The sequence below is a fragment of the Streptomyces sp. NPDC056479 genome (genome assembly GCF_042795335.1).
Lineage (GTDB): Bacteria > Actinomycetota > Actinomycetes > Streptomycetales > Streptomycetaceae > Streptomyces.
Map to the genome: position 1 here is coordinate 404,502 of NZ_JBHTRZ010000008.1, position 25,277 is coordinate 429,778.

At 70.3% G+C, this 25,277-nt stretch carries 20 protein-coding genes; 8 read left to right on the top strand and 12 right to left on the bottom strand.

Features of this window, described 5'->3' with window-relative positions:
- The first annotated feature begins 5 nt into the window (after positions 1-5).
- Positions 6-509, top strand: a complete 504-nt coding sequence (gene ybaK / locus ACFQ6S_RS30870; RefSeq protein ID WP_383416888.1) for a Cys-tRNA(Pro) deacylase — start codon at positions 6-8, stop codon at positions 507-509.
- 170 nt (positions 510-679) lie between these two features.
- Here the strand turns inward: ybaK and ACFQ6S_RS30875 are convergent, their stop codons facing one another.
- The 4 genes from ACFQ6S_RS30875 to ACFQ6S_RS30890 all read right to left on the bottom strand — a co-directional run bounded on the left by ACFQ6S_RS30875 (position 680) and on the right by ACFQ6S_RS30890 (position 4,765).
- Positions 680-1,435, bottom strand: a complete 756-nt coding sequence (locus ACFQ6S_RS30875; protein WP_383416891.1) for an AAA family ATPase — start codon at positions 1,433-1,435, stop codon at positions 680-682.
- 34 nt (positions 1,436-1,469) lie between these two features.
- Entirely contained in the window at positions 1,470-2,294 is an 825-nt protein-coding gene (locus tag ACFQ6S_RS30880) for an ABC transporter permease (protein WP_383416894.1), read from the bottom strand.
- 88 nt (positions 2,295-2,382) lie between these two features.
- The gene (locus ACFQ6S_RS30885) at positions 2,383-3,357 is read right to left on the bottom strand and encodes an ABC transporter ATP-binding protein (RefSeq protein WP_383416897.1); all 975 of its coding nucleotides are present in this window, start codon (positions 3,355-3,357) and stop codon (positions 2,383-2,385) included.
- Between the two features lie 187 nt (positions 3,358-3,544).
- Complete coding sequence (locus ACFQ6S_RS30890) at positions 3,545-4,765, bottom strand: NYN domain-containing protein (RefSeq protein WP_383416900.1); 1,221 nt, start codon at positions 4,763-4,765, stop codon at positions 3,545-3,547.
- A 247-nt stretch (positions 4,766-5,012) separates the two neighbouring features.
- Here ACFQ6S_RS30890 and ACFQ6S_RS30895 point away from each other — a divergent pair, with 247 nt between their 5' ends.
- Complete coding sequence (locus ACFQ6S_RS30895) at positions 5,013-5,177, top strand: hypothetical protein (protein ID WP_383416903.1); 165 nt, start codon at positions 5,013-5,015, stop codon at positions 5,175-5,177.
- An 85-nt stretch (positions 5,178-5,262) separates the two neighbouring features.
- Here the strand turns inward: ACFQ6S_RS30895 and dnaE are convergent, their stop codons facing one another.
- On the bottom strand, positions 5,263-8,802 hold the full coding sequence (gene dnaE / locus ACFQ6S_RS30900) for a DNA polymerase III subunit alpha (protein ID WP_383416906.1): 3,540 nt from the start codon (positions 8,800-8,802) through the stop codon (positions 5,263-5,265).
- Positions 8,803-9,003: 201 nt separating this feature from the next.
- Between dnaE and ACFQ6S_RS30905 the strand changes: the two genes are divergently transcribed.
- The 4 genes from ACFQ6S_RS30905 to ACFQ6S_RS30920 all read left to right on the top strand — a co-directional run bounded on the left by ACFQ6S_RS30905 (position 9,004) and on the right by ACFQ6S_RS30920 (position 13,787).
- On the top strand, positions 9,004-10,329 hold the full coding sequence (locus ACFQ6S_RS30905; RefSeq protein ID WP_383416909.1) for a DUF2252 domain-containing protein: 1,326 nt from the start codon (positions 9,004-9,006) through the stop codon (positions 10,327-10,329).
- Positions 10,330-10,417: 88 nt separating this feature from the next.
- Complete coding sequence (locus ACFQ6S_RS30910) at positions 10,418-11,116, top strand: hypothetical protein (RefSeq protein WP_383416911.1); 699 nt, start codon at positions 10,418-10,420, stop codon at positions 11,114-11,116.
- A 76-nt stretch (positions 11,117-11,192) separates the two neighbouring features.
- Positions 11,193-12,032 (top strand): thioredoxin domain-containing protein, encoded by an 840-nt coding sequence (locus ACFQ6S_RS30915; RefSeq protein ID WP_383416913.1) that lies wholly within the window; start codon positions 11,193-11,195, stop codon positions 12,030-12,032.
- A gap of 93 nt (positions 12,033-12,125) precedes the next feature.
- A complete protein-coding gene (locus ACFQ6S_RS30920) occupies positions 12,126-13,787 on the top strand; it encodes an alkaline phosphatase D family protein (RefSeq protein ID WP_383416916.1) in 1,662 nt (553 codons plus the stop codon).
- A 26-nt stretch (positions 13,788-13,813) separates the two neighbouring features.
- Here the strand turns inward: ACFQ6S_RS30920 and ACFQ6S_RS30925 are convergent, their stop codons facing one another.
- Complete coding sequence (locus ACFQ6S_RS30925; RefSeq protein WP_383416918.1) at positions 13,814-14,383, bottom strand: dienelactone hydrolase family protein; 570 nt, start codon at positions 14,381-14,383, stop codon at positions 13,814-13,816.
- A 95-nt stretch (positions 14,384-14,478) separates the two neighbouring features.
- Here ACFQ6S_RS30925 and ACFQ6S_RS30930 point away from each other — a divergent pair, with 95 nt between their 5' ends.
- Complete coding sequence (locus tag ACFQ6S_RS30930; protein WP_383416921.1) at positions 14,479-15,600, top strand: mechanosensitive ion channel family protein; 1,122 nt, start codon at positions 14,479-14,481, stop codon at positions 15,598-15,600.
- A gap of 15 nt (positions 15,601-15,615) precedes the next feature.
- On the opposite strand, the gene ACFQ6S_RS30935 is transcribed toward ACFQ6S_RS30930, so the two are convergent.
- From ACFQ6S_RS30935 to ACFQ6S_RS30960, 6 genes are all read right to left on the bottom strand, one after another.
- The gene (locus tag ACFQ6S_RS30935; protein WP_383416924.1) at positions 15,616-16,356 is read right to left on the bottom strand and encodes an SDR family NAD(P)-dependent oxidoreductase; all 741 of its coding nucleotides are present in this window, start codon (positions 16,354-16,356) and stop codon (positions 15,616-15,618) included.
- A gap of 37 nt (positions 16,357-16,393) precedes the next feature.
- Complete coding sequence (locus ACFQ6S_RS30940; RefSeq protein ID WP_383416927.1) at positions 16,394-17,980, bottom strand: Na+/H+ antiporter; 1,587 nt, start codon at positions 17,978-17,980, stop codon at positions 16,394-16,396.
- A gap of 88 nt (positions 17,981-18,068) precedes the next feature.
- Positions 18,069-18,551 carry a GNAT family N-acetyltransferase gene (locus ACFQ6S_RS30945; RefSeq protein ID WP_383416930.1) on the bottom strand — a complete coding sequence of 161 codons (483 nt, stop codon included), beginning with the start codon at positions 18,549-18,551 and terminating at the stop codon, positions 18,069-18,071.
- Positions 18,548-19,492, bottom strand: a complete 945-nt coding sequence (locus ACFQ6S_RS30950; protein WP_383416932.1) for an RluA family pseudouridine synthase — start codon at positions 19,490-19,492, stop codon at positions 18,548-18,550. The genes ACFQ6S_RS30945 and ACFQ6S_RS30950 overlap by 4 nt, the downstream gene beginning before the upstream one ends.
- 51 nt (positions 19,493-19,543) lie before the next feature.
- Entirely contained in the window at positions 19,544-20,161 is a 618-nt protein-coding gene (lspA, locus tag ACFQ6S_RS30955; RefSeq protein ID WP_383416935.1) for a signal peptidase II, read from the bottom strand.
- Positions 20,162-20,231: 70 nt separating this feature from the next.
- Positions 20,232-21,374, bottom strand: coding sequence for a TraR/DksA family transcriptional regulator (locus tag ACFQ6S_RS30960; RefSeq protein ID WP_383416938.1), 1,143 nt, complete (start codon positions 21,372-21,374; stop codon positions 20,232-20,234).
- Positions 21,375-21,992: 618 nt separating this feature from the next.
- On the opposite strand from ACFQ6S_RS30960, the gene ileS reads away from it, so the two are divergent.
- Positions 21,993-25,130 carry an isoleucine--tRNA ligase gene (gene ileS / locus ACFQ6S_RS30965; RefSeq protein WP_383416941.1) on the top strand — a complete coding sequence of 1,046 codons (3,138 nt, stop codon included), beginning with the start codon at positions 21,993-21,995 and terminating at the stop codon, positions 25,128-25,130.
- The last annotated feature ends 147 nt before the right edge of the window (positions 25,131-25,277 follow it).

Consider the following 25,277-nt stretch of genomic DNA (forward strand, 5'->3'; position numbering starts at 1 on the left):
CCACCATGGCGAAGAAGCCGAAGAAGAACCAGCAATCCGGCGGCACACCCGCGACGGTGTCGCTCACGGCGGCCGGCATCACGTACACGATCCACTCCTACGACCACGACCCCTCCCACCCCTCCTACGGCGAGGAGGCCGCGGAGGCGATGGGTGTGTCACCGGAGCGGGTCTTCAAGACCCTGGTGGCGGACGTGGACGGCAGCCTCACGGTGGCGGTGGTGCCGGTGGCGGGCCAGCTGGACCTCAAGGCCCTGGCATCGGCGGTCGGCGGCAAGCGCGCGACGATGGCCGACCCGGCTCTGGCGGAACGCACCACGGGCTACGTCCGGGGCGGCATCTCCCCCCTGGGCCAGCGCAAGAAGCTCCCCACGGTCCTGGACGCCTCGGCCTCCGCCCACCCCACGATCTGCGTCTCGGCGGGCCGCCGCGGCCTGGAGGTCGAACTCTCCCCCGAGGACCTCACCAGCCTCACCCAGGCGGTCCTCGCCTCCATCGGGCGTGCGTGACCTCTCGACGGCGGCGATGTCCTCGGTTAAGTACGAGGAACATGTCGAAGAAAACGCGGAAACGAAAGTGGCGCGTCAAGAAGGGCCGTTCGAACCACGGACGCCGCCCGGCATAGAGGTTCAGGGCCGACGGCGTGGGTCCGGGGGCGGCAGCCCCCGGAAGGGCACGCCTACGCCGGCGGCACCCCATGAGGCCCCGAGCCATGCCCCCCGGCCGGATCCTGCTGATACGGATCCGCATCCCGGGGCCCGAACAACGCCGTCAGCCCCAGATGCACCACCAACGCGGCCAACGGCCACGCCAGCCACGCCCCCTTCGCCCCCAACTTCAACGGCGCCGAGAAGGCGACCCCCTTGCCCGCTTCCTTCGCGTGGGCGATCACATCGTCCGTGGGCCCGAGCCACACCCCGACCCGCCAGGCCAGCAGCGACCCCAGAAACCCCCCGACGGCCAGCGCGACCACCAGCGGCACGCCTCCACGCCGCCGCCACAGAAACACGGCAACGGCACTGACCAGCCCGAACGCGAGCGCTAGCAGAGTGAACGTTCCGTCGACCCCGACGGCCTGCTCCCCCTCGGAGTCCTTGAAGTAGACGACCCACCCGTTGTCGACGACATCCCCGACCAGCGGCACACTCGGCGCCAGCCACCACCACAGCACCCCGAGCAGCGCACCGAAGAGCGCCACCACCACCGCGACCAGGCCGGCCTCTCGCACTTCGGTCTTCATTCCAGGACCGTCCTGTTCGTACGAGCCATACATGCCGTACGGACCGGGAGAGCCGTACGGCCCCTGTGCCCCGGGCGGGGCCTCGGATATGGCGTCATGCGGAAGAGCGGCCGCGTGCCCGGCAGCGGGCGGCTGCCACCCCCCGTTGGGGGACGGTTCACGCGGCGGCGGTGGCGGAGTCAGCGGAGCGGTCACACTGCCATCGTGCCAGGCCGACCTGTGCGGCGCGTCACCGGACGGCCGCCCGACGGTACGCCCAGGTGGCGACACCCAGCGAGACGACGCCGACGACAGCGCACACGGCCAGGTCCCCGAGCACGAACGCCCAGTCCGGACGCTCCTCGAAGGTGCGCGCGAAGGCCTCCACCCCGTACGTCGAGGGCACCAGATCCCGCGCGAACCGCACCGCCTCCGGCATCCGGTCGGCGGGCAGCACCCCCAGCAGCAGCGCCGCGGACATCCCCAACTGACCGAGCAGCGTGGCCAGTTCGGGCCGCGGCGCGAGCAGCCCGAGCGCCGCGCCCAGCCCGGCGAGCGCGGCCCCCGCCAGCGGGATCACCGCGACGAGCACCCACAGATGCGCCATCGGCAGCCCGAACAGCACGCACCCGAACACGGCCGTCACCACGGTCCCCGGCACGGTGAAGGAGGCGTACGCCCCCGCCGCCCCGAGCACCACCGCGGCGGGCGGCACCGGCAGCGTGGCGTAGTGGTCGAGCCCACCGCTGGCCCGCAGCTGTCCGAAGTACTGCGCGAGCAGGTTCAGCGCGACGAAGGCGACCACGAGCACCGCCGACCCGGCCACCACGGCCTGGGCCTCGGCCCCGCCGTCCACGACCCCGCGCATCAGGATCATGATCCCGACCGACTGGAAGGTCGCCACGAACAGCAGCGGGATGCGCGCGACCCGCGCCCGGGACAGTTGCGCCCGGTACACGGCGCACAGCGACGGCCACAGCCGCGCACGCGGCCCGAGCTCGGCCGCGACCGGTCCGGCCGTCTCGTCCACGGCCAGGGCGCTGCCCGGCAGAACCTCGGCGGGTACGACACTCACGTGGCGCTGCTCCCTTTCGCACTGGGGATCACTCGGGAGGTGGCCCTGTTCCGTACGCATACGGATACGGATACGGCGGTCTGCGTGCTCAAGCCTTCACCAGCCCCTGCTGTGCGGCGCCGCCCAGCGCCAGATACACGTCCTCCAGGCTCGGCGTGGCAAGCGTGAAGTCGTCCAGCGCGGCGAACGCGGCCCCGCCGGTGACGGTGGCGACGACCGCTCGGGCCTCCTCGGGGGCCAGCCGCAGCGTCCAGCGCCGCCCGGACTCCACGACCCGGTCCTGCAGCGCGGCGACCTCGGGCACGTCCAGCGGCGCCCGCTCCCGCCACAGCAGCTCGACCCGTACCTCGCCGGCGACCCGCTCCTTGAGCCCGGACGGTGTGTCACAGGCGATCACGCGCCCCCGGTCGAGCACGGCGACCCGGTCGAGCACGGTCTCGGCCTCGATGACGTTGTGGGTGACGAGCAGGACGGTCGTCCCGCGCTCGGCCCGCCGCCGGTCCACGGCCGACCACACGGCCCGCCGCGCCACCGGGTCCATCGCGGTGGTCGGCTCGTCCAGCACGAGCAGCGGCCGCTCCCCCACGAGCGCCGCGGCGAAGCAGGCCAGCCGCCGCTGCCCGCCGGACAGCTTCTTGATCGGCCGCCCGGCGAGCGGCCCGAGGCCCAGCTCGTCGAGTACGGCGTCCCGCTCGTCCCGCGCCTGCCGGGCCTCCAGACCGCGCAGCCGCCCGGTGGTCTCGGCGGCGAGCGACACGGTCAGCTCGTCGAGGGCGGTCGACTCCTGCCCCAGGTAGGCGAGGATCCGCGCGGCCCGCTCCGGGTGCCGCACGACGTCGTGCCCGAGGATCTCCACGCTGCCGGTGTCGGGCCGCATCAGCCCGGTGAGCTGTCGTACGAGAGTGGTCTTGCCGGCGCCGTTCGGACCGAGCAGTCCGAAGATCTCGCCGCGCCGGATGTCCAGCCGTACGTCGTCGGTGGCGCGCACCTCGGGGGTGCCGGGGGTCCCGCGCCGCCCGCGTACGGCCGGATAGGTCTTGGTCAGCCCGCGCACGGCACACACGACGTCACCACCGTGCCGAAATACCTGTGCCGCGCGCGTACTCACAAGGGACGAGACTACGGGGTCCGGACCCTGCTCCCGTCCTCGGGTCGGCCACTCGGTACAAACCGACTGCTGGTGGCCGTAAAACTCCCGGTCCCGGTAAATCCACCGCAACGACGCTCAAGCACGACGGCGCGTGACGGGGTCACTCTCCCGCGGGAGCGTGTTCCGCGGCCGTCCGCACATCGATCTCGCGCCAGAAGCCGGCCCGGATCGCATACCGGTCGTGCTCGTCGATCTGATCGTCCTTGTGCGCGAGCAACCCGAACCGGGCCGCGTACCGCAGCAGCTCACCGTCGATCCGATGCGGAATCCGCGGGTACATCCCGGACAGCTTGTGCAGATGGCTCTGGTCCCCCAGCCGCCCCATCCACCGCCGCGCGAACACCTGTCCCACCTCGTACGGATCCCCGCCGACCGTGGTGATGTCCTCCTCCCGGTCGGCCCATCGCTGCTCCGCCGTGGTCAGTTGCGCGAGCGTCGGCATGGAGGCGGCGTCGGGCGCCTCGGCGGTGGCCCCGGGCCGGTCGACCCAGCCCTTGTCGGAGGACCACCGCAGCGTCGCGCTCGCCGGGTGCTGGGCCGGCTGGACGCCGGGCGGGCGCAGTGCGGCGAGGTCCTTCGGCGTGGGCACGCCCTTGGGTGCCGGCACCCGTTCCTGTGTGCCGTTCTCCGAGGCGGTGCCCGCCTGCGCGTGCTCGCGCTCCTCGGGGGGCCGCTGGGCGGTGGCGCCCAGCGCGGAGTCGGGCAGCGGCGCGGAAAGGATCGCGGCGATCTCGGGCCGGGGCACCGGAGGCGGCGCGCACACCCCGGTGAGCTCCTTGGCGCGTACGGCCTTGGTGATCCACGTACGGTCGAGCACGCGTCGTTCGTCGGCCTCGGCGACCAGGTCCTCGGACTGGTTGTAGTCGCCGTCGGCGGCCTGCACCGCCCACAGGTGTACGGCGACCCCGTGCTCCTTGGCGGCCATCATGCCCGGCAGCAGATCGCCGTCGCCGGTCACCAGCACGATGTCGGAGCAGGCGCGGTTGCGGGCCAGCTCGGTCAGCTCGGCGTGCATCGCGGCGTCCACGCCCTTCTGCGCCCAGCGGCCGTCGCTCCGGGTCAGCGCGCCGAGCCGGACGGTGACCCGGGGCATGACGCGCAGCCTGCGGTGCTCGGGCTGCGGGACGCGGTCGGGGGCGCCGTCGAACCAGTAGATGCGCAGCAGGGGCCGTTCCGTGTCGGACTCGGCGCGCTCGCGCAGCCCCTGGATGAGGGCGGTGTGATCGACGGTGATCCGGGACCGGGAGGGTTCCCCGGCGAGCAGGCTGGCGGCGGCCCCCAGCAGATACCCGGCGTCCACCAGGACGATGCAGCGGTCCACACGACTCACCCTCTTCCCGGGAGGTTTGCTTCAGGCTTCCTTCGAGTCTGCCCGACCGCACGGGGGTTAACGGGCCGAACTCGATCTTCGGCGTGGCGTTTCGGGGTATCGGCTCGACGGCGCGCCGCGCCTCACGCCCCGACAACCGCTGTCACACACGGTAATTATCCGAAATGCGTTCTTTATCAGCCTATGTGAGTCTGGTCGCGGCCCTGGCCCCTAGATCCCCCACAGGAGGCAGATCACCATGGCCAAGAACAAGAAGCAGGACCGGAAGCAGCCGCAGTCCGAGCGTGCTCAGCAGCAGGCGCAGCGCTCCTCGATGGAGGCGCAGACCGAGCAGCACATGCCGCAGGTGACTCCCGCCGACATGGCACGCAAGGGCAAGCAGAAGCGCTTCGGCCACAACTGACATCTGCATACGGGCTGTTGCAGCCCAGGCACACGAAGAGGGGCGCACCCGACGCGCGGGGTGCGCCCCTCTCGCACGACTTGGCTCAGCCGGCCAGGCAGGACGGTCCGAGCAGCACCTTCAGGTCACCGAACAGCGCCGGGTCGGGCTTCACCCGGTGCCGGTCCAGCCGGAGCACCGTCGTCCTGGTCGGGCCCTGGAGCTTGATGCGGACCTCGCTCTCGCCCTTGTGATGGGTGAGGATCTCGCCGAGGCGGCTGACCATCGGCGGGGTGACCCGGGTGGCCGGGATCGTGAGGATCACGGGCGCGTTGGTGCCCGCGTTGGACAGGTCGGGGACCTGGAGCTCCATCGCGACCAGCCGCGGCACGTCCTCGCGCTTGTCGAGGCGGCCCTTGACGAACACGACGGCGTCCTCGACGAGTTGGGTCGACACGAGCTGGTACGTCGCCGGGAAGAACATGCACTCGATGGAACCGGCGAGGTCCTCGACGGTGGCGATGGCCCAGGCGTTGCCCTGCTTGGTCATCTTGCGCTGCAGGCCCGAGATGATGCCGCCGATGGTGACGACCGCGCCGTCCGCGTGCTCACCGCCGGTGAGCTGGGCGATACCCGCGTCCGCCTTGTCGGACAGCACGTGCTCCAGACCGAAGAGCGGGTGGTCGGAGACGTACAGACCGAGCATCTCCCGCTCCTGGGCGAGCAGATAGGTCTTGTCCCACTCCTCGTCGGTGAAGACGACGTCGAGTCCGAAGCCGGGCTCGTCGCTCTCCTCCTCGCCCATGCCGCCGAAGAGGTCGAACTGGCCCTCGGCCTCCTTGCGCTTGACCGCGACCACGTTGTCGATCATCGGCTCGAAGTGCGCGGTGAGGCCCTTGCGGGTGTGTCCGAGGCTGTCGAACGCGCCCGCCTTGATCAGCGATTCCGTGGTGCGCTTGTTGCACGCGGTCGCGTCGACCTTGTCGAGGTAGTCGGGGAAGGAGCCGTACTTGCCCTTGGCCTTGCGGCTCTTGATGATCGACTCGACCACGTTCGTGCCGACGTTGCGCACGGCCTCGAGGCCGAAGAGGATCACGTCGTCGCCCTGGGCGGCGAAGTTGTGCACCGACTCGTTGACGTTCGGCGGGAGCACCCGGATGCCCATGCGGCGGCACTCGTTGAGGTAGACGGCCGACTTGTCCTTGTCGTCCTTGACGGAGGTCAGAAGGGCGGCCATGTACTCGGCGGGGTGGTTCGCCTTGAGGTAGGCGGTCCAGTACGACACCAGGCCGTACGCGGCGGAGTGCGCCTTGTTGAACGCGTAGCCGGCGAACGGGACCAGCACGTCCCACAGGGACTGGATGGCCTCGTCGCTGTAGCCCTTGTCGCGGGCGCCCTTCTGGAAGAGGACGAAGTTCTTCGCCAGCTCGTCGGGCTTCTTCTTGCCCATCACGCGGCGGAGGATGTCGGCCTCGCCGAGCGAGTACCCGGCGATGATCTGGGCGGCCTTCTGCACCTGCTCCTGGTAGACGATCAGGCCGTAGGTGACGGCCAGGACCTCTTCGAGGGGCTCCTCCAGCTCCTTGTGGATCGGGGTGATCTCCTGGAGCTTGTTCTTGCGCAGGGCGTAGTTGGTGTGCGAGTCCATGCCCATCGGGCCCGGACGGTACAGCGCCGACACGGCGGAGATGTCTTCGAAGTTGTCGGGCTTCATCAGCCGCAGCAGCGAACGCATCGGACCGCCGTCGAACTGGAAGACGCCCAGGGTGTCGCCGCGCTGGAGGAGTTCGAAGGTCGTCGGGTCGTCGAGCGGCAGGGACAGCAGGTCGAGATCGATGCCCTTGTTGGACTTCACCATCTTGTTGGCGTCGTCCATGATCGTCAGGTTGCGCAGGCCGAGGAAGTCCATCTTCAGCAGGCCGAGCGACTCGCACTGCGGGTAGTCCCACTGCGTGATGGTCACGCCGTCCGTGTGCCGCACCCAGATCGGGGCGTGGTCGACGATGGGCTCGCTGGACATGATCACGCCGGCGGCGTGCACGCCCATCTGCCTGACCAGGCCCTCGACGCCCTTCGCGGTGTCGATGACCTTCTTGACGTCCGGCTCGTTCTCGTACATCCCGCGGATCTCGCCGGCCTCGCTGTAGCGCGGGTGCGAGGGGTTGGTGATGCCGTCGAGGTCGATGCCCTTGCCGAGGACGTCGGCGGGCATCGCCTTGGTGAGGCGGTCGCCCATCGCGTACGGGTAGCCCAGCACGCGCGCGGAGTCCTTGATGGCGTTCTTCGCCTTGATCTTGCCGTAGGTGCCGATCATGGCGACCTTGTCGGCGCCGTACTTCTCCGTCACGTACCTGATCACCTCGACGCGCCTGCGCTCGTCGAAGTCGATGTCGACGTCGGGCATGGAGACGCGCTCGGGGTTGAGGAACCGCTCGAAGATCAGGCCGTGCGGGATCGGGTCGAGGTCGGTGATGCCCATCGCGTAGGCGACGATCGAGCCGGCCGCGGAGCCTCGGCCGGGGCCGACCGCGATGCCGTTGTTCTTGGCCCACATGATGAAGTCGGCGACGACGAGGAAGTAGCCCGGGAACCCCATCTGGATGATGACGTCCATCTCGTAGTCCGCCTGCTTCTGGCGGTCGTCGGGGACGCCGCCCGGGAAGCGGCGCTCCATGCCGACCCGGACCTCCTCCTTGAACCAGGTGACCTCGGTGTAGCCGTCGGGGATGTCGAACTTCGGCATGAGGTTCTTCGCCTCGAACATGCCGGTGGTGTCGACCATCTCCGCCACCAGGAGCGTGTTGGCGCACCCCTCCTGCCAGGCGTCCGAGGAGTCGACGGCATACATCTCGTCCGTGGACTTCAGGTAGTAGCCGGTGCCGTCGAACCTGAAGCGGTCCGGGTCGGAGAGGTTCTTGCCGGTCTGGATGCACAGCAGCGCGTCATGGGCGGTCGCCTCGTGCGCGTACGTGTAGTGCGAGTCGTTGGTGACCAGCGGCGGGATGCCGAGCTTCTTGCCGATCTCCAGGAGGCCCTTGCGCACCCGGTGCTCGATCTCGATCCCGTGGTCCATCAGCTCCAGGAAGTAGCGGTCCTTGCCGAAGATGTCCTGGTAGTCGGCGGCGGCCTTGAGGGCCTCCTCCTCCTGGCCGAGCCGCAGCCGGGTCTGCACCTCGCCGGAGGGGCAGCCGGTCGAGGCGACGATCCCCTCGGACCACTGGGAGATCGTCTCCTTGTCCATCCGGGGCCACTTCTGGAGCCAGCCCTCGGCGTACGCGTCCGAGGACAGCCGGAAGAGGTTGTGCAGGCCCGTCTTGTTCACCGCCCACATCGTCTTGTGGGTGTAACCACCGGAACCGGAGACGTCGTCCCGCTTCTGGTGCGGCTGGCCCCACTGGATCTTGCGCTTGTTGCGCCGGGACTCGGGGGCGACATACGCCTCGATCCCGATGATCGGGGTGACCCCGGCCTTCTTCGCGGTGTGGAAGAAGTCGTACGCCCCGTGGAGGTTGCCGTGGTCGGACATGGCGATGTGCGTCATGCCCATCTCGTTGCACGCGTCGAACATGTCCTTCAGCCGCGCGGCGCCGTCCAGCAGGGAGTACTGGGTGTGGACGTGCAAGTGCGTGAACGGCGGCTTTGACACGGCTTGGCCTCCATGGAAAACGCTCGGTGACAGGTGGACGGACACTTCTGGGGACAGCGTCGAAGTCTATGCCTCGGTACTGACACTCGCGGGGCTCCCCCGCGTACCTTCACAGCGAGGGCCACGGGCACTTTCCCGCGGGCCCGCCCGTTGAATACGACAGAAACGCTGTCGTACACATGCACCAGGAGGCACCCAGCGATGTCGGTCCCCCAGCTCAACGACGAGCAGCGCGGCGACGAGATCCTCGCCGTCTTCGACACCGCCTTCGGCGAGCTCCTGGCCGCCGATCCGGCCGCGTTCCGCGTGAAGTTCCGGAAGATGGCGGCCTCGGCGTTCGCGTTCTACCGCGGCACGGCGTGCCTCTTCTACCACGACCTCGACGCCGAGAAGCGCGGCGGACCGTACCTCGACGAGCGCACCTCGCGCGTGTGGATCCACGGCGACCTGCACGCGGAGAACTTCGGCACGTACATGGACGCCAACGGCCGCCTGGTCTTCAACGTCAACGACTTCGACGAGGCCTACGTCGGCCCCTTCACCTGGGACCTCAAGCGCTTCGCCGCCTCCGTCGCCCTCATCGGGTACGCCAAGGCGTTCAGCGACGAGCAGATCACCGAGCTGGTGCGGATCTACGCCGGCGCGTACCGCGAGCGCGTGCACGCGCTGGCGACCGGCGCCAAGAGCGACGAGGTGCCGCCCTTCACGCTGGACAGCGCTCAGGGCCCGCTCCTGGACGCGCTGCGGGACGCCCGCGCGCTGACCCGCTTCGGGCTGCTGGACTCGATGACGGAGATCCGCGACTTCGAGCGCCGCTTCGCCCCCGGCGGCGGCTCCATCGAGCTGGACGCGGCCACCCGCTACAAGGTGCTCGCGGCCTTCGACGGCTACCTGGAGACGCTGCCGGACGCGTCCCTGGCCCGCCCGGACTCCTACCGCGTGAAGGACGTCGTCGGCCGCCGCGGCATCGGCATCGGCTCGGCCGGGCTGCCGTCGTACAACATCCTGCTGGAGGGCCACACCGACGCTCTTGAGAACGACGTCGTGATCTACATCAAGCAGGCCCAGACCCCGGCCGTCTCCCGCCACCTCACCGACCAGGCGATCCGCGACTACTTCCAGCACGAGGGCCACCGCACGGTGATCTCGCAGCGCGCCCTCCAGGCCCACGCCGACCCGTGGCTGGGCTGGACCGAGCTGGACGGCGCGGGCCAGCTGGTCGCCGAGGTCTCGCCGTACGCGGTGGACCTGGACTGGGGCGACATCGACGACCCTGAGGAGATCGCGGCGGTCGTCGCCGACCTCGGCCGGGCCACGGCCACGATGCACGCGGCGGCGGACGACACCTCCGGCGAGTCCCTGGTGCCGTTCTCCACCGAGCGCGCCATCGACGCGGCCATCGCGGCCGACGAGGACGGCTTCGCCGAGCTCCTGGTCGACTTCGCGCACGAGTACGGCGCACGCGCGCGTGCCGACCACCACACCTTCGTGGACCTGTTCCGCAACGGCCGGATCCCGGGCCTGTGACGAAAGGGCCGCTCACCGGCGCTCCTGGTCCGCTCACAGACAACCTTTAGGGGTCTCTTACAGGAGCACGTGACACACTCTCACCGCTATGGACATATCCGGGACCCAGCTGCGCGCCGTACGCGCGGCGCTGTTCACGTCACTCGTCGTGACGCTCAGCACCGCGTCGCACGTGCTGCTGTCCCGCGCGCCCCTGCCGCTGAACACGGTGGCCCTGCTCACGGCCGCCGTGTTCGCCCTCGCGTACGCCCTGGCCGGCCGTGAGCGGAGCTTCGGGCGGATCGCCGCCCTGCTGATCCCGCTGGAGCTGGCCGCCGACACGATCCTCACCACGGGCCAGCACGTCTGTTACGGCAGGGCGGGCGGACCGGTGGCCGGCCCGCTGGCCTCCGTCGGCTGGGACGTGCTGTGCGGCGACGGCACCCAGGTCGGCGCCCCGCTCGCCCAGGTCACCGGCACCGACCCCGACCGGCTCGGCGGTCTCCTCGCCCATGTCGACCCGGTCACCGCCTGGCTCCTGCTCGGCGCCCACATCGGCGTCGGCCTCCTCGCCGCCGCCTGGCTGCGCCGCGGCGAGCGGGCCCTGGCCCAACTGCTGCGCGCGGTCGCGGCCACCACGTTCCGGCCGCTGCTGCTGGCGGTCGCGGCGGTGACGGTGCGTACGGCCGCGCCGGCCCGCCGTCTGCTGCGCCCCGCCCGCCGTACGACCTCCGCCCGCAGCCGCCTCCTCGTGCACTCCCTGGGACGCCGTGGACCGCCGTGCTCGCCCGCCTTCACCGGCGCGTGAACAGCATCTGAGCACCACAGCCCACCTGTACGTATTGCGCACACGACCTGTGCGCGTCCCCATGGAGATCATCAGCATGAGCAAGCGGAACAGCCAGGCCGCGAAGTCGGCGGCCCGAGAGCGGCTGCGCGTCGAACGCGAGCGCGAGGCGAAGCGGGCGAAGGCGAGGCGGCAGATCATCGTCGCCGCCTCGGTCGTCGGCGTCCTGGCGGCGGCCGGCGGTATCGGCTACGCCGTCGTCCAGGCCAACAAGCCCACCCACTGGGAGTCGGCGAAGGACGACAAGGTCGTCACGCCGGCCAACACCACCGGCACCAACGGCACGACCGTCGTCATCGGCAAGAGCAGCGCCAAGAAGACCCTCAAGATCTACGAGGACCCGCGCTGCCCCGTCTGTGCCTCGTTCGAGCAGGCCGTCGGTTCGACCGTCGACAAGGACGTCGAGGACGGCAAGTACAAGCTCGAGTACATCGGCGGCACGTTCATCGACGGCGATCAGCTGAAGGACGGCAAGATCGGCGCCAACGGCGAGGGTTCCAAGAACGCGATGAGCGCCATGGGCGCCGCGCTGAACGTGAGCCCCGAGGCGTTCCTGGAGTACAAGAGCGCGCTCTACTCGGCGAAGTACCACCCGGCGGAGACGGAGGACAAGTTCAAGGACGACAGCTTCCTGATCGAGGTCGCGAACACCGTCCCCGCGCTGAAGAACAACGCCAAGTTCGAGAACGCCGTGAAGAAGGGCACCTACGACGCCTGGGCGCTGTCCATGTCGAAGCTCTTCGACACCAACAAGGACGGCGTGACGGGCACCCCGAGCTTCGTCATGGACGGCAAGATCCTCAAGACCTCCGAGGACCGCCAGCCGATGACGGTGGCCGAGTACAACCAGGTGGTCGACGCGGCCCTCAAGGGCTGACCCCGGCCGGGAACCCAGCGACCGCGTGAAGAGCGGGCGAACTTTTGCCAGTTCGCCCGCTCTTGTTCATACCAGTCAGTAACCTGATCGGCTGTGACCAGTCGATACAGATCATCCGAGCAGCACAACTCCCTTACCCCGCGCCGCCGTACGGTCGTCAAGGCCGCGGCGGCGACGGCTGTCCTGGCCGGTCCGCTCGCCGCCGCGCTGCCCGCCGGCGCCGCCGAAGCGGCTCCCGCCTTCCTGCACGGCATCGCCTCCGGTGACCCGCTGCCCGACGGCGTCCTGCTGTGGACCCGGGTGACGCCGAGCGCCGAGGCGACGCCCGGCTCCGGGCTCGGGCCGAACACCGAGGTCAGCTGGATCGTGGCCCGGGACAAGGCGCTGACGAACATCGTCGCCAAAGGCTCGACCACCGCGACCGCCGCCTCCGACCACACCGTCAAGGCGGACATACGCGGCCTGGAACCGGCCACGGACTACTGGTTCCGCTTCTCGGCCGGCGGCACGGACTCCCCGGTGGCGCGCACCCGCACCGCGCCGGCGGCGAGCGCGTCCGTCGCGGGACTGCGCTTCGGCGTGGTCTCCTGCGCCAACTGGGAGGCCGGCTACTTCGCCTCGTACCGTCATCTCGCCGCCCGCGGCGACCTGGACGCCTGGCTGCACCTCGGCGACTACATCTACGAGTACGGCGCCGGCCAGTACGGCACGCGCGGCAAGTCCGTACGGCAGACCTCGCCGGCCCACGAGATCCTCACGCTCGCCGACTACCGCATCCGGCACGGCCAGTACAAGACGGACCCGGATCTGCAGGCCCTGCACGCCAAGGCGCCCACCATCGCGATCTGGGACGACCACGAGGTGGCCAACGACGCCTGGTCGGGCGGCGCCGAGAACCACACCGAGGGCGCCGAGGGTGCCTGGGCCGCACGTCAGGCCGCCGCGAAGCAGGCCTACTTCGAGTGGATGCCGGTGCGCCCGGCGATCGCCGGCACCACCTACCGCCGCCTGCGCTTCGGCAAGCTCGCCGACCTCTCCCTGCTCGACCTGCGCTCGTTCCGCTCGCAGCAGGTGTCCGTCGGCAACGGCGACGTCGACGACCCGAACCGTACGCTCACCGGCCGCGCCCAACTCGACTGGCTGAAGGCCGGGCTGACGTCCTCCGACACCACCTGGCGGCTGGTCGGCAACTCGGTGATGATCTCGCCGTTCGCCGTCGGCTCCCTCACCGCGGACCTGCTGAAGCCGCTCGCCAAGCTGCTGGGCCTGCCGCAGGAGGGTCTCGCCCTCAACCCCGACCAGTGGGACGGCTACACGGACGACCGCCGTGAGCTGCTGGCGCACCTGCGCTCGAACGCGATCCGCAACACCGTCTTCCTGACCGGCGACATCCACATGGCGTGGGCCAACGACGTGCCCGTGGACGCCGGTACCTACCCGCTGTCGGCCTCCGCCGCCACGGAGTTCGTCGTCACGTCGGTCACCTCCGACAACCTCGACGACATCGTGAAGCTCCCCGAGGGCACGGTCTCCGCCCTCGCGTCGCCGATCATCCGGGCCGCGAACCGGCACGTCCACTGGGTCGACACCGACCGCCACGGCTACGGCATCCTGGACATCACGGCCGACCGCGCGCAGATGGACTACTACGTCCTGTCCGACAAGACGAAGCAGACCGCCACCGCGTCCTGGGCGCGTTCCTACCGCACGCGCAGCGGCACGCAGAAGGTGGAGCGGACGTACGACCCCGTCTGAGGGCTCCCCTGGAGCCCTCCTCGGATCTACAGGGTCTCGAGGAAGCCGAGCGCCACCCGCCAGGTGGCCTCGGCGGCCTCCTCGTCGTAGTCCGGCAGATCGGGGTCCGTGTAGAGGTGGCCCGCCCCGGCGTATCGGTACACCTCGACATCGGCGCCTGCTTTCCCCATCTGGAGATACCAGGCGCTCAGCCAGTCGTCCGTCTCGAACGGGTCCGGCTCGGCGACATGCAACTGCACCGGCAGATCGTCCACCGAGGCGCTCGCCGCGATGTCCGAAGTGCCGTGCAGGAGCAGCAGCCCGCGCGCCTTGTCGTCGCCGAGCGCGAGGGTCTGGGCGACGGACGCGCCGAGCGAGAACCCGGCGTACACAAGGCCTCGCTCGGAGTAGGGAGCGGCGGCGAGCACCGCCCGCTTCAGCAGCTCGTCCTTGCCGATCCACTCGTTGAACTCCATGCCATCCTCGACCGTCTCGAACGTGCGCCCCTCGAAGAGGTCCGGCGTCCACACCTCGTGTCCGGCGGCGCGCAGCCGGTCCGCGGCCTGGCGCACCGCGGGCCTGAGTCCGAAGGTCGAGTGAAACAACATGATGTTCATGAGGCCATGGTGCCAGCCGGGTACGACAACACCGTGACCACCGCCTCACGAGCGCGGATGTTCATGACCCCTCTCGAGTGGTTACTTTCGGAGGCATGGAGAACATACTCCGCCCGCTGATCGTGATCGGCGGCTCGGTCCTGCTCACCCTGATCATCGGGTGGGCCACCGACCGCCTGCTGCGCAAGGCCGACGAACGGCACGGCGAGACCCCGCTGTGGGATCTGCTGCGCCGCGGCCGCGTCCCCTACCAGCTCGTGCTGTGCACGGCCCTGCTCAGAGGGTCCTACGACGAGGCCCAGCTGTTCCAGGAGTCCCGGGTCGCGATCGGCCGGGTGCTGACGCTGGTGCTGATCGGGGCGGCCGCCTGGCTGGCGATCGCCATCGCCGCGGCGATCGTGGAGACGACGTACAGCCGCTACGCCCGTGTTCACCGGGATCCCGCGCGGGTGCGACGGGTGCGCACCCAGGTGACGTTGATCATGCGCGTCGTGTCGGCGGTGGTCGGCGTGGTGGCCGTCGCGGCGATGCTGCTGACGTTCCCGGCGATGCGCGCGGCCGGCGCCTCGCTGCTGGCCTCGGCCGGCATCCTCGGCATCGTCGCCGGTGTGGCGGCCCAGTCCACGCTGAGCAACATGTTCGCCGGGCTGCAGATCGCCTTCGGCGACATGGTGCGCATCGGGGACACGGTCGTGGTGGACGGCGAGTGGGGCACCGTCGAGGAGATCACGCTGACGTTCCTGACCGTGCGGACGTGGGACGAGCGCCGGATCACGATGCCCGTGTCGTACTTCACGTCGAAGGCCTTCGAGAACTGGTCGCGCGGCGGCGCCCAGATGACCGGCACCGTCTTCCTCCACGTCGACCACTCGGCCCCGATGGAGGCGATGCGCGAGCAGCTGCGCGACATCCTGCGCGAGTGCCCGGCGTGGGACGGCCGCGACTACGGCCTGGTCGTCACCGACTCCACGCCGAGCACCATGGAGGTGCGGGCGCTGGTCACCGCCAAGGACGCGGACGACCTGTGGACCGTGCGGGTCGCGGTGCGCGAGCAGCTGATCCGCTGGCTGACCGAGAAGCACCCCTACGCGCTGCCGCGCGTCAACGCCACGGACGCGGCCCTGCCGCCGGGCTTCCCCGTCCCCGGGCGGATACCGACGGCCCGCCGCACCCATCAGCACGACCATCAGCCGGTGGCCCGCCCGGAGCGCCCCTGACCGCCTCCGACCGAGTCAGTGGCCGCGCTCGGCCCCACCGTTGACCTGGATGATCTGCGAGGTGATGTGCCCGGCGCCGTGGGACGCCAGCCAGTGCAGAGTCGCGGCGACGTCCCCCGGCGCAGCGGCCCGCCCGGTCGAGGTCTCCGCGACGAGCCGTGCCTGCCGCTCCTCGTCCATGCCGTCGCCGAAGAACTCGGTGTCCTCGACATAGCCGGGCGCGACCACGTTCACGGTGATGCCGCGCGGCCCCAACTGCCGGGCCAGATCATGGGCGTACGGATGCAGGGCCGCCTTGGACGCCGCGTACGCCCCGCTGCCGGACCCCCGGAAGGCGGCGATGGAGCTGAGGAACAGCACCCGCCCGCCGGGGTCGGCGAGCCGGTCCTTCAGGGCCTCGGTGAGCAGGGCCGCCGTCAGGGTGTTGAGACCGAAGTTCAGGGTCCAGTTGTGCAGGACGACGTCGAGGGGTTCGTCGCTGTCCACCTTGGGCTCCAGGTATCCGGAACCGCCCGCGCTGTGGATCAGTACGTCCACGGTGCCCAACTCCGACGCCACGAACCGCTCCACGCCCCGCGCACCACGCGGCCTGCTCAGATCCGCCGCGTAGATGAGGGCACCCGGCACGCCGGCCTGCTCCAGCACCTCGGCACGTCTGCCGAGCAGCAGCACCCGGTCCCCGTCCGCCGCGAACAGCTGCGCCGCCGCGAGCCCGATTCCCGTACCGCCTCCACTGATCACCACGTTGCGAGCCATGATCAGATCCTACGAAAGGGCGGCACCGGCAGCGCGATCACCTCAGGCTGCGCACGTCCAAATGCCGCAGCACCCGGTCCACCACCTCGGGGTCGGCCCCCGGCTCGCTGCGCGCCGCCAGCACCTCGTGGCGTGCCGCGCTCAGCAGCTCGCCCTGGATCCGCCGCACCCGCTTCAGCCGCCGCGCCCGCTGCTGATGCGCCTCGCGCCGCTCGTCCTCGCCCATGTCCGGGCTGATCCGCAGCCCGATGTCGAACGCCCGCCGCAGCATCTGCTCGGACAGTTCCTCCGACAGATCCTCGACGGCCTCGATCTCCCGCAGCCTCCGCTTCGCCGCCTTGGCCGCGCGCACCGCCAGCTGCTTCTCGAACTCCTTCTCCCGCTCGCTGTCGGCGCGCACCCCGAGCCGTTTCACCAGCCACGGCAAGGTCAGTCCCTGCACCACCAGCGTCGCCATGATCACCCCGAACGCGATGAACACGATCTCGTTCCGGTCGGGGAAGGGGGCACCCGAGTCGGTCTCCAGGGGGATGGCCAGCGCCAGGGCCACGGACGCCACGCCGCGCATCCCCGACCACCACATCACGACGGTCTCGCGCCAGCTCACCGGGATCTCCTCGTCGACGTCCCGCTTGGCGTGCAGCCGCTTGGTGAGCCAGGTGGCCGGCAGCAGCCACAGCAGCCGTACCACCACGACGACCCCGACCACCGTGGCCGCCCACCCGAGCATCTCCTGCCAGCGCCCCGCCGCCGTGCCCAGCGCGATGTGCAGTTCGAGCCCGATCAGCCCGAACGCGACGCCGGTGACCAGCGTGTCGACGATGTCCCAGAAGGTGTGCCCGGCGAGCCGTGTCATCACGTCGTCGGCGTCGGTGGCGTACTCGGCGAGGAACATGGCGGTGACGAGCACGGCGAGCACACCGGAGCCGTGCAGTTCCTCCGCCAGCACATACGAGGCGTACGGCACCAGCAGCGAGAGCCCGATCTGGAGGGTGGCGTCCCCCAGCAGGTCCATCAGCTTGTAGGCGCCCCAGCCGAGGGCGAGCCCGACGGCCAGCGCGACGACGGCGGACAGCACGAGGTCGAGTCCCGCCTCCCACGCGGTGAAGCTGCCACTGACGGCTGCGGCGATGGCCACGTGGTACAGCACGATGGCCGTCACGTCGTTGAAGAGCCCCTCGCCCTCCAGGATGGACACCAGGCGCCTGGGCAGCCCGAGTTGCCCGGCGACGGCGGTCGCGGCGACCGGATCGGGCGGCGCGACGAGCGCGCCCAGCGCCACCGCGGCGGCGACCGGCAGCCCCGGCACGATCGCATGGGCGACCGCGGCCACGCACAGCGTCGTGACGAACACCAGCGCCACGGCCAGCAGGAAGATGGGCCGTACGTTCGCCGCGAACTGCCGCCACGAGGTCCGCCGCACGGCCGCGTACAGCAACGGCGGCAACAGCAGCGGGAGGATCAGATCCGGTGGTACGTCGACGTTCGGCACGAAGTCGAGCAGCGCGAGGACGATCCCGAGCAGGGTCATCAACACCGGCGCGGGCAACCCGAACCGATCCCCCACCGGGACACTCACCACGGCCCCGAGCAACAGCACGAACAGCAGGGCCAACTGATCCACGGTCAGCGCTCCGGTGACATCGGCATCCACAAGGCAGGCCTCAAGCCTGCCACGCCGCCCTTCTCACCAACGGGTACGGGCCCCTCGGCTACAGAGCGCGCCGCATCGCCCGGTGCGGCATCCCCGCGTCGGGGAACTCCGGCCCGTACGCCACGTACCCCAGGCGCTCGTAGAACCCCAGCGCATGCGTCTGCGCGTGCAGATCCACGGCCCTCAGGCCGCGCGCGTGCGCCGCCTCCTCGATCGCCCGCACCAGGGCCGCCCCGACGCCGAGCCCACGGGCGGCCTGGTTCACCGCGAGCCGGCCCAGCGAGCCGACCGACGGGTCGCCGTTGACCTTGGCCGCGGCGGCCTCGCCGTACAGCAGCCGTCCGGTCCCGAGCGGCAGCCCGTCCTCCCGGACCGCCAGCACATGCACGGCATCGGCGTCATGGGCGTCGTACTCGATCTCCTGCGGGACGCCCTGCTCGACGACGAAGACCTCCTTGCGCACGGCGAAGCACGCCTCACGGTCGGTCGGGTCCTCGGCGACCCGCACGGCGTACGACGGGACCTTCGGCGCGGAGGTCATGCCCACGTCTCCTCGCGGACCTGGTCCAGGGCCTTCTGGAGATCGGCCGGGTAGTCGCTCTCGAACTCGACCCATGTCCCGTCCCCCGGGTGCTCGAAGCCGAGCCGCACGGCGTGCAGCCACTGGCGGGTCAGCCGGAGCCGCTTGGCGAGCGTGGGGTCGGCGCCGTAGGTCAGGTCGCCGACGCAGGGGTGGCGGTGGGCTGCCATGTGGACGCGGATCTGGTGGGTGCGGCCCGTCTCCAGCTTCACGTCGAGCAGGGAGGCCGCGCGGAAGGCCTCGATGAGGTCGTAGTGCGTGATCGACGGCTTGCCGTCGGCCGTGACAGCCCACTTGTAGTCGTGGTTGGGGTGGCGGCCGATCGGTGCGTCGATGGTGCCGCTGGTCGGGTCGGGGTGGCCCTGGACGAGCGTGTGGTACCGCTTGTCGACCGTGCGCTCCTTGAACTGGCGCTTGAGCGAGGTGTACGCGCGCTCGGACTTGGCGACGGCCATCAGCCCGGAGGTGCCCACGTCGAGCCGGTGCACGATGCCCTGGCGCTCGGCGGCCCCGGACGTCGAGATCCGGTACCCGGCAGCTGCCAGCCCGCCGATGACCGTCGGCCCGGACCAGCCGGGGCTCGGGTGGGCCGCGACGCCGACCGGCTTGACGATCACGACCACGTCATCGTCGTCATGCACGATCTCCATGCCCTCGACCGGCTCGGCGACGATCTGCACCGGCGCGGGCGCGCCCGGCATCTCGACCTCCAGCCAGGCCCCGCCGTGCACCCGCTCGGACTTGCCGACCACCGAGCCGTCGACCGTGACCTTCCCCGCAGCGGCAAGCTCCGCGGCCTTCGTACGGGAGAAGCCGAACATCCGGGAAATGGCGGCGTCGACGCGCTCGCCCTCCAGGCCGTCGGGCACGGGCAGGGTGCGGATCTCGGGAATCGTACTCACCCGACGAGTATGCCGGACGGGTCCGACAACGCCGTACGCCAGCCTGTGCGCTCAGTCCTTGTGCACGGTGCCGTCGGGGTCCAGCCCCCGGAACGACAGCAGCACGATCAGGATGCCGCCGCACACGATCGCCGAGTCGGCGAGGTTGAACACGGCGAAGTGCTTGGGCGCGATGAAGTCCACGACAGCGCCCTCGAAGACACCCGGCGAACGGAAGATCCGGTCGGTGAGATTGCCGAGCGCGCCGCCCAGCAGCAGGCCGAGCGCGATGGCCCAGGGCAGGCTGTACAGCTTGCGGGCGAGCCGGGCGATCACCACGATCACGGCCGCCGCGATCACCGTGAAGATCACGGTGAAGGCCTCGCCGAAGCCGAAGGCCGCGCCCGCGTTGCGGATCGCCTCGAACTGGAGCCAGTCCCCGATGATCTCGATCGGCGGGTGGTGCTCCAGCTTGGCGACCACGATCATCTTGCTGACCAGGTCGAGGGCGTACGCGAACACGGCGACCCAGAACAGCACTGCGATCCGGCGCTTGCCACGGGGCCGCTCGTCCGGAGCGGCCTGCGCGGCGTCACCGTCGGCCTTCGCGCCCGCGTCGGACTGCTCCGGCTCGGCTCCCGCCGGCTCTGGGGTATCCGGCGTACCGATGATGCGCTCCGCCTCTGCCACGTGAGTCCCTCAACCTAGGTACCTGACTGAGGACGAGAGTACGACACGTCCCGCGGCACACGGGTACCGGTCAGTACCGCCGCTCCTGCTTCTGCTTGCACTCCACGCACAGGGTCGCGCGCGGGAAGGCCTGCATCCGGGCCTTGCCGATCGGGTTGCCGCAGTTCTCGCACAGTCCGTAGGTGCCCGCGTCCAGCCGCTCCAGGGCCCGCTCGGTCTGGGTGAGCATCTCCTGCGCATTGGCGGCGAGCGCCAGCTCGTGCTCGCGCGTGATGTTCTTGGCGCCGGTGTCGGCCTGGTCGTCGCCCGCGCCGTCCCCGGAATCCCGCATCAGGCCGACCAGGGACTGCTCGGAGGACGTGATCTCTTCGCGGAGCCGCATCACCTCGGCCATCAGCTCGGCGCGTGCCTCCTCGACCTCCTCCGGGGTCCAGGGGTCCTCACCGGGGCGCACCGCGAGCTCGCCGGGCTCCACCGCCGCGGCGAGGCGTGCCTTGGGAACAGCGGTCTTCGCCGCCGTGGCCGTGCCAGGGGTCTTCTTCGCAACCACGGTCGTGGCTCCTGTCTGCTCCGCGGCCTGCGCCGCGCCCACCTTCTTGACCCTGCTCTCGGCGACCGCACCGGACCCGGCCGCCTGGTGCCCGCCCACGCTCTTCCTGGCCGCGCTCTTCTTCGAGGCGCTCTTCTTGGCCACGCTCTTCTTGGCCGCGCTCGGCTTGGAGGCGCTCTGCTTGGCTGCGCTCGGCTTGGAGGCGCCGGCGCCCTCTTCACCGGAGGCCCTCTTGCCGGCCGTCTTCTTGGCGACGCTCTCCTTGTCCGGCTCGGCCGCCTTGTCCTTGGCAGCGCCCTTGGCCACAGTCGCCTTCTTGGCGGCCTTCTCGGCACCGCCCTTCCCGGCAGGGGCTTCCCCGGAAGCGCTCTTCGATCCGGCGGCCTTCTTCCTCCCTGCCCCCTTGCCGGCCTCCGCCTCGGCAGCGACCGCTTTCTTCCCAGCCGCCTTCCCGGAGGGCTTCGCGGCCCCCTTCCCGGCCGTCCCGCCCACGACAGCCCGCTGGACCGTCTTCACCGGCTTCCCGTCCCGCGCCCCTTCCGTACCCCCCTGCGCGCCCTTCTTCGCACCCGCATCCTTGGCCGCCCCGCCGGAGGCATCCGCACGCGCATGTGTGGATCTGCTCGACGCCGACTGCTGTACGGCGGTCTTCTTCGCCACCATGCCGCGGCCCCTTCACATATTGTGATCTTGCTCGCGAATCGTGCTGGGACGATAAATCGACTTGAGTCCCGCGGCAACGGGGCACACCGCCCGATTCGCCCGCCTCGCGCATGTCGCGCGACAGACCTGCATGCGTTGTGCCCAGCTCCCCGCCGGGTATGCCGCCGAGCCGGACGTCCCAGAATCCGAACAGGCGTACCGCACCATTCGGGTCACCGCAGCCCGAAGCCCCGCCCCGCCCGCACGGCCCCGGAAATCCGGTCGGCCGCTGTCCGTGGGGAGCCGTACACTGGGCGGAGCGAAAAGCGTGGATGGGGACGAGTAGCGACGTACGCAGCCCAGAGCGACCCGGGGACGGTGGAAGCCCGGGGGCGAGCGCGACGTGAAGATCACCCCGGAGCCGCCGGAAGAACGCCTTGGACCGTGGGCCCCGCCCACAGGCTCCAGGCAAGTAGAGCCGGTATCGCGACCCCAATGAGGGGGCTCGCCGACGCACACCCCGCGTCGGAGGGCCAAGGAGGGTGGTACCGCGGGAGCGCGCCGAAACCGGCGTAGGGAATGACTCGGCTCTCGTCCCTCCGGACGGAAGGCAGCAAGTCCGCCGGAGGAAGCTCGCTGATGACAACGCCGACGTACCGCCAGGTGCCCGCCCAGGTCGACCTGCCCGCACTCGAGCACGCGGTGCTCGACTTCTGGCGCGAGCAGAAGATCTTCGCCAAGAGCCTGGAGCAGTCCGAGGGCCGCCCCGAATGGGTGTTCTACGAGGGCCCGCCCACCGCCAACGGCATGCCCGGCGCCCACCACATCGAGGCCCGCGTCTTCAAGGACGTCTTCCCCCGCTTCCGCACCATGCGCGGCTACCACGTGGCCCGCAAGGCCGGCTGGGACTGCCACGGTCTGCCGGTGGAGCTGGCGGTCGAGAAGGAGCTCGGCTTCTCCGGCAAGAAGGACATCGAGGCGTACGGCATCGCCGAGTTCAACGCCAAGTGCCGCGACTCCGTGCTGCGCCACACGGACGCCTTCTCCGACCTGACGACGCGCATGGGCTACTGGGTCGACCTCGACGACGCCTACGTCACGATGGAGCCCGAGTACATCGAGTCCGTCTGGTGGTCGCTGAAGGAGATCTTCAACAAGGGCCTGCTGGTCCAGGACCACCGCGTCGCCCCCTGGTGCCCGCGCTGCGGCACCGGCCTGTCCGACCACGAGCTGGCGCAGGGCTACGAGACGGTCGTCGACCCCTCGGTGTTCGTCCGCTTCCCGCTCACCTCCGGTCCGCTCGCCGGCGAGGCCGCGCTCCTGGTGTGGACGACCACGCCCTGGACGCTCGTCTCCAACACGGCCGTGGCCGCGCACCCCGAGGTCACTTACGTCGTCGCCACGAACGGCGAGGAGAAGTTCGTCGTCGCCGAACCGCTCGTCGCCAAGGCGCTCGGCGAGGGCTGGGAGACCACCGGCCAGTCCTTCACGGGCGCCGAGATGGAGCGCTGGACGTACCAACGACCCTTCGAGCTGGTCGAGTTCCCGGCCGAGGCCCACTACGTGGTCAACGCCGAGTACGTCACGACCGAGGACGGTACGGGTCTGGTCCACCAGTCCCCCGCCTTCGGTGAGGACGACCTCAAGGTCTGCCGCGCGTACGGCCTGCCGGTGGTGAACCCGGTCCGCCCGGACGGCACCTTCGAGGAGGACGTCCCGCTGGTCGGCGGCGTCTTCTTCAAGAAGGCGGACGAAAAGCTCACCGAGGACCTCCAGCAGCGCGGCCTCCTCTTCAAGCACATCCCGTACGAGCACAGCTACCCGCACTGCTGGCGCTGCCACACCGCGCTGCTCTACTACGCGCAGCCGTCCTGGTACATCCGCACCACCGCCATCAAGGACCGCCTCCTCCAGGAGAACGAGGACACCAACTGGTTCCCGGAGACGGTCAAGAACGGCCGCTACGGCGACTGGCTCAACAACAACATCGACTGGGCGCTGTCCCGCAACCGCTACTGGGGCACCCCGCTGCCGATCTGGCGCTGCGAGGACGACCACCTCACGGTCGTCGGCTCCCGCGCGGAGCTCACCGAGCTGACCGGCACCGACCAGTCCGGCCTCGACCCGCACCGCCCGTTCATCGACGACGTCACCTTCGCCTGCCCGCAGTGCGCCAAGACGGCCACGCGCGTGCCGGAGGTCATCGACGCCTGGTACGACTCGGGTTCCATGCCGTTCGCGCAGTGGGGCTACCCGTACAAGAACAAGGAGCTGTTCGAGGCCCGCTACCCGGCGCAGTTCATCTGCGAGGCCATCGACCAGACCCGCGGCTGGTTCTACACGCTGATGGCGATCGGCACTCTGGTCTTCGACAAGTCCTCTTACGAGAACGTCGTCTGCCTAGGCCACATCCTCGCCGAGGACGGCCGCAAGATGTCCAAGCACCTGGGCAACATCCTGCAGCCGATCCCGCTGATGGATCAGCACGGCGCTGACGCGGTGCGCTGGTTCATGGCGGCCGGCGGCTCCCCGTGGGCGGCACGCCGCGTGGGCCACGGCACCATCCAGGAGGTCGTCCGCAAGACGCTCCTGACGTACTGGAACACGGTCGCCTTCCAGGCCCTGTACGCCCGCACGTCGAACTGGGCGCCGTCCGCGGCCGACCCGGCCCCGGCCGACCGTCCGGTCCTGGACCGCTGGCTGCTGTCCGAACTGCACGCGCTGGTCGACCAGATGACCCAGTCCCTGGACGCGTACGACACCCAGCGCGCCGGCAAGCTCCTCTCGGCGTTCGTCGACGATCTTTCGAACTGGTACGTACGCCGCTCGCGTCGCCGCTTCTGGCAGGGCGACAAGGCGGCGCTGCGCACGCTGCACGAGGTCGTCGAGACGGTCACGAAGCTGATGGCCCCGCTGACCCCGTTCATCACCGAGCGGGTGTGGCAGGACCTGATCGTCCCCGTGACCCCCGGCGCCCCGGAGTCGGTTCACCTCTCCTCCTGGCCGGAGGCCGACCTGACGGCGATCGACCCGGAGCTGTCCAAGCAGATGGTCCTGGTCCGCCGGCTGGTCGAGCTGGGCCGCGCCACCCGCGCGGAGTCGGGCGTGAAGACCCGCCAGCCGCTGTCCCGGGCGCTCATCGCGGCGACGGGCTTCGGCGCCCTCGACCGTGAGCTGCACGCACAGATCACGGAGGAGCTGAACGTGAGTTCGCTCGCGTCGCTCTCCGAGGTCGGCGGCAGCCTGGTGGACACCACCGCCAAGGCCAACTTCCGTGCCCTGGGCAAGCGGTTCGGCAAGCGCGTCCAGGACGTGGCGAAGGCTGTGGCGAACGCGGACGCGGCCGCGCTGTCCCTGGCCCTGCGCGAGGGCACGGCGTCGGTGGAGGTCGACGGTGAGACGGTCACCCTCGCTCCGGACGAGGTGATCATCACCGAGACCCCGCGCGAGGGCTGGTCCGTGGCGTCGGACGCCGGCGCGACGGTCGCCCTCGACCTGGAGATCACGGAGGAGCTCCGCCGGGCGGGCCTCGCCCGTGACGCGATCCGCCTGATCCAGGAGGCCCGCAAGAACAGCGGCCTGGACGTGGCCGACCGGATCGCCCTGCGCTGGACGGCGACGGACCCGGCGACGATCGCGGCGCTCACCGAGCACGCCGAGCTCATCGCCGACGAGGTCCTGGCGACGGACTTCGCCCAGGGCGAGGCGGACGACAGCTACGGCTCCCCGTTCACGGACGAGGGCCTGACCCTGACGTTCCGCCTGCGCAAGCAGTAGCGAGCCTCAGCCGGACGACCGAAGGCCCGGGACCACCAAAGAATCTTGGTGGTCCCGGGCCTTCGGCGTTGTGTACGTCGGACACCCCACTCAACGCCGAACAAACACCGCAGACGCCGTGCACACGCGTGGCAAAAGGGCGGGGCC

Bases quoted from the DNA above. Each gene is read 5' to 3' on its own strand.
- ACFQ6S_RS30905 (WP_383416909.1), top strand. From the start codon at position 9,004: ATGTCGGTCCCCCAGCTCAACGACGAGCAGCGCGGCGACGAGATCCTC.
- ileS (WP_383416941.1), top strand. From the start codon at position 21,993: ATGACAACGCCGACGTACCGCCAGGTGCCCGCCCAGGTCGACCTGCCC.
- ACFQ6S_RS30925 (WP_383416918.1), bottom strand. From the start codon at position 14,383: ATGAACATCATGTTGTTTCACTCGACCTTCGGACTCAGGCCCGCGGTG.
- ybaK (WP_383416888.1), top strand. From the start codon at position 6: ATGGCGAAGAAGCCGAAGAAGAACCAGCAATCCGGCGGCACACCCGCG.
- ACFQ6S_RS30960 (WP_383416938.1), bottom strand. From the start codon at position 21,374: ATGGTGGCGAAGAAGACCGCCGTACAGCAGTCGGCGTCGAGCAGATCC.
- ACFQ6S_RS30945 (WP_383416930.1), bottom strand. From the start codon at position 18,551: ATGACCTCCGCGCCGAAGGTCCCGTCGTACGCCGTGCGGGTCGCCGAG.
- ACFQ6S_RS30910 (WP_383416911.1), top strand. From the start codon at position 10,418: ATGGACATATCCGGGACCCAGCTGCGCGCCGTACGCGCGGCGCTGTTC.
- ACFQ6S_RS30915 (WP_383416913.1), top strand. From the start codon at position 11,193: ATGAGCAAGCGGAACAGCCAGGCCGCGAAGTCGGCGGCCCGAGAGCGG.
- ACFQ6S_RS30930 (WP_383416921.1), top strand. From the start codon at position 14,479: ATGGAGAACATACTCCGCCCGCTGATCGTGATCGGCGGCTCGGTCCTG.
- ACFQ6S_RS30895 (WP_383416903.1), top strand. From the start codon at position 5,013: ATGGCCAAGAACAAGAAGCAGGACCGGAAGCAGCCGCAGTCCGAGCGT.
- ACFQ6S_RS30935 (WP_383416924.1), bottom strand. From the start codon at position 16,356: ATGGCTCGCAACGTGGTGATCAGTGGAGGCGGTACGGGAATCGGGCTC.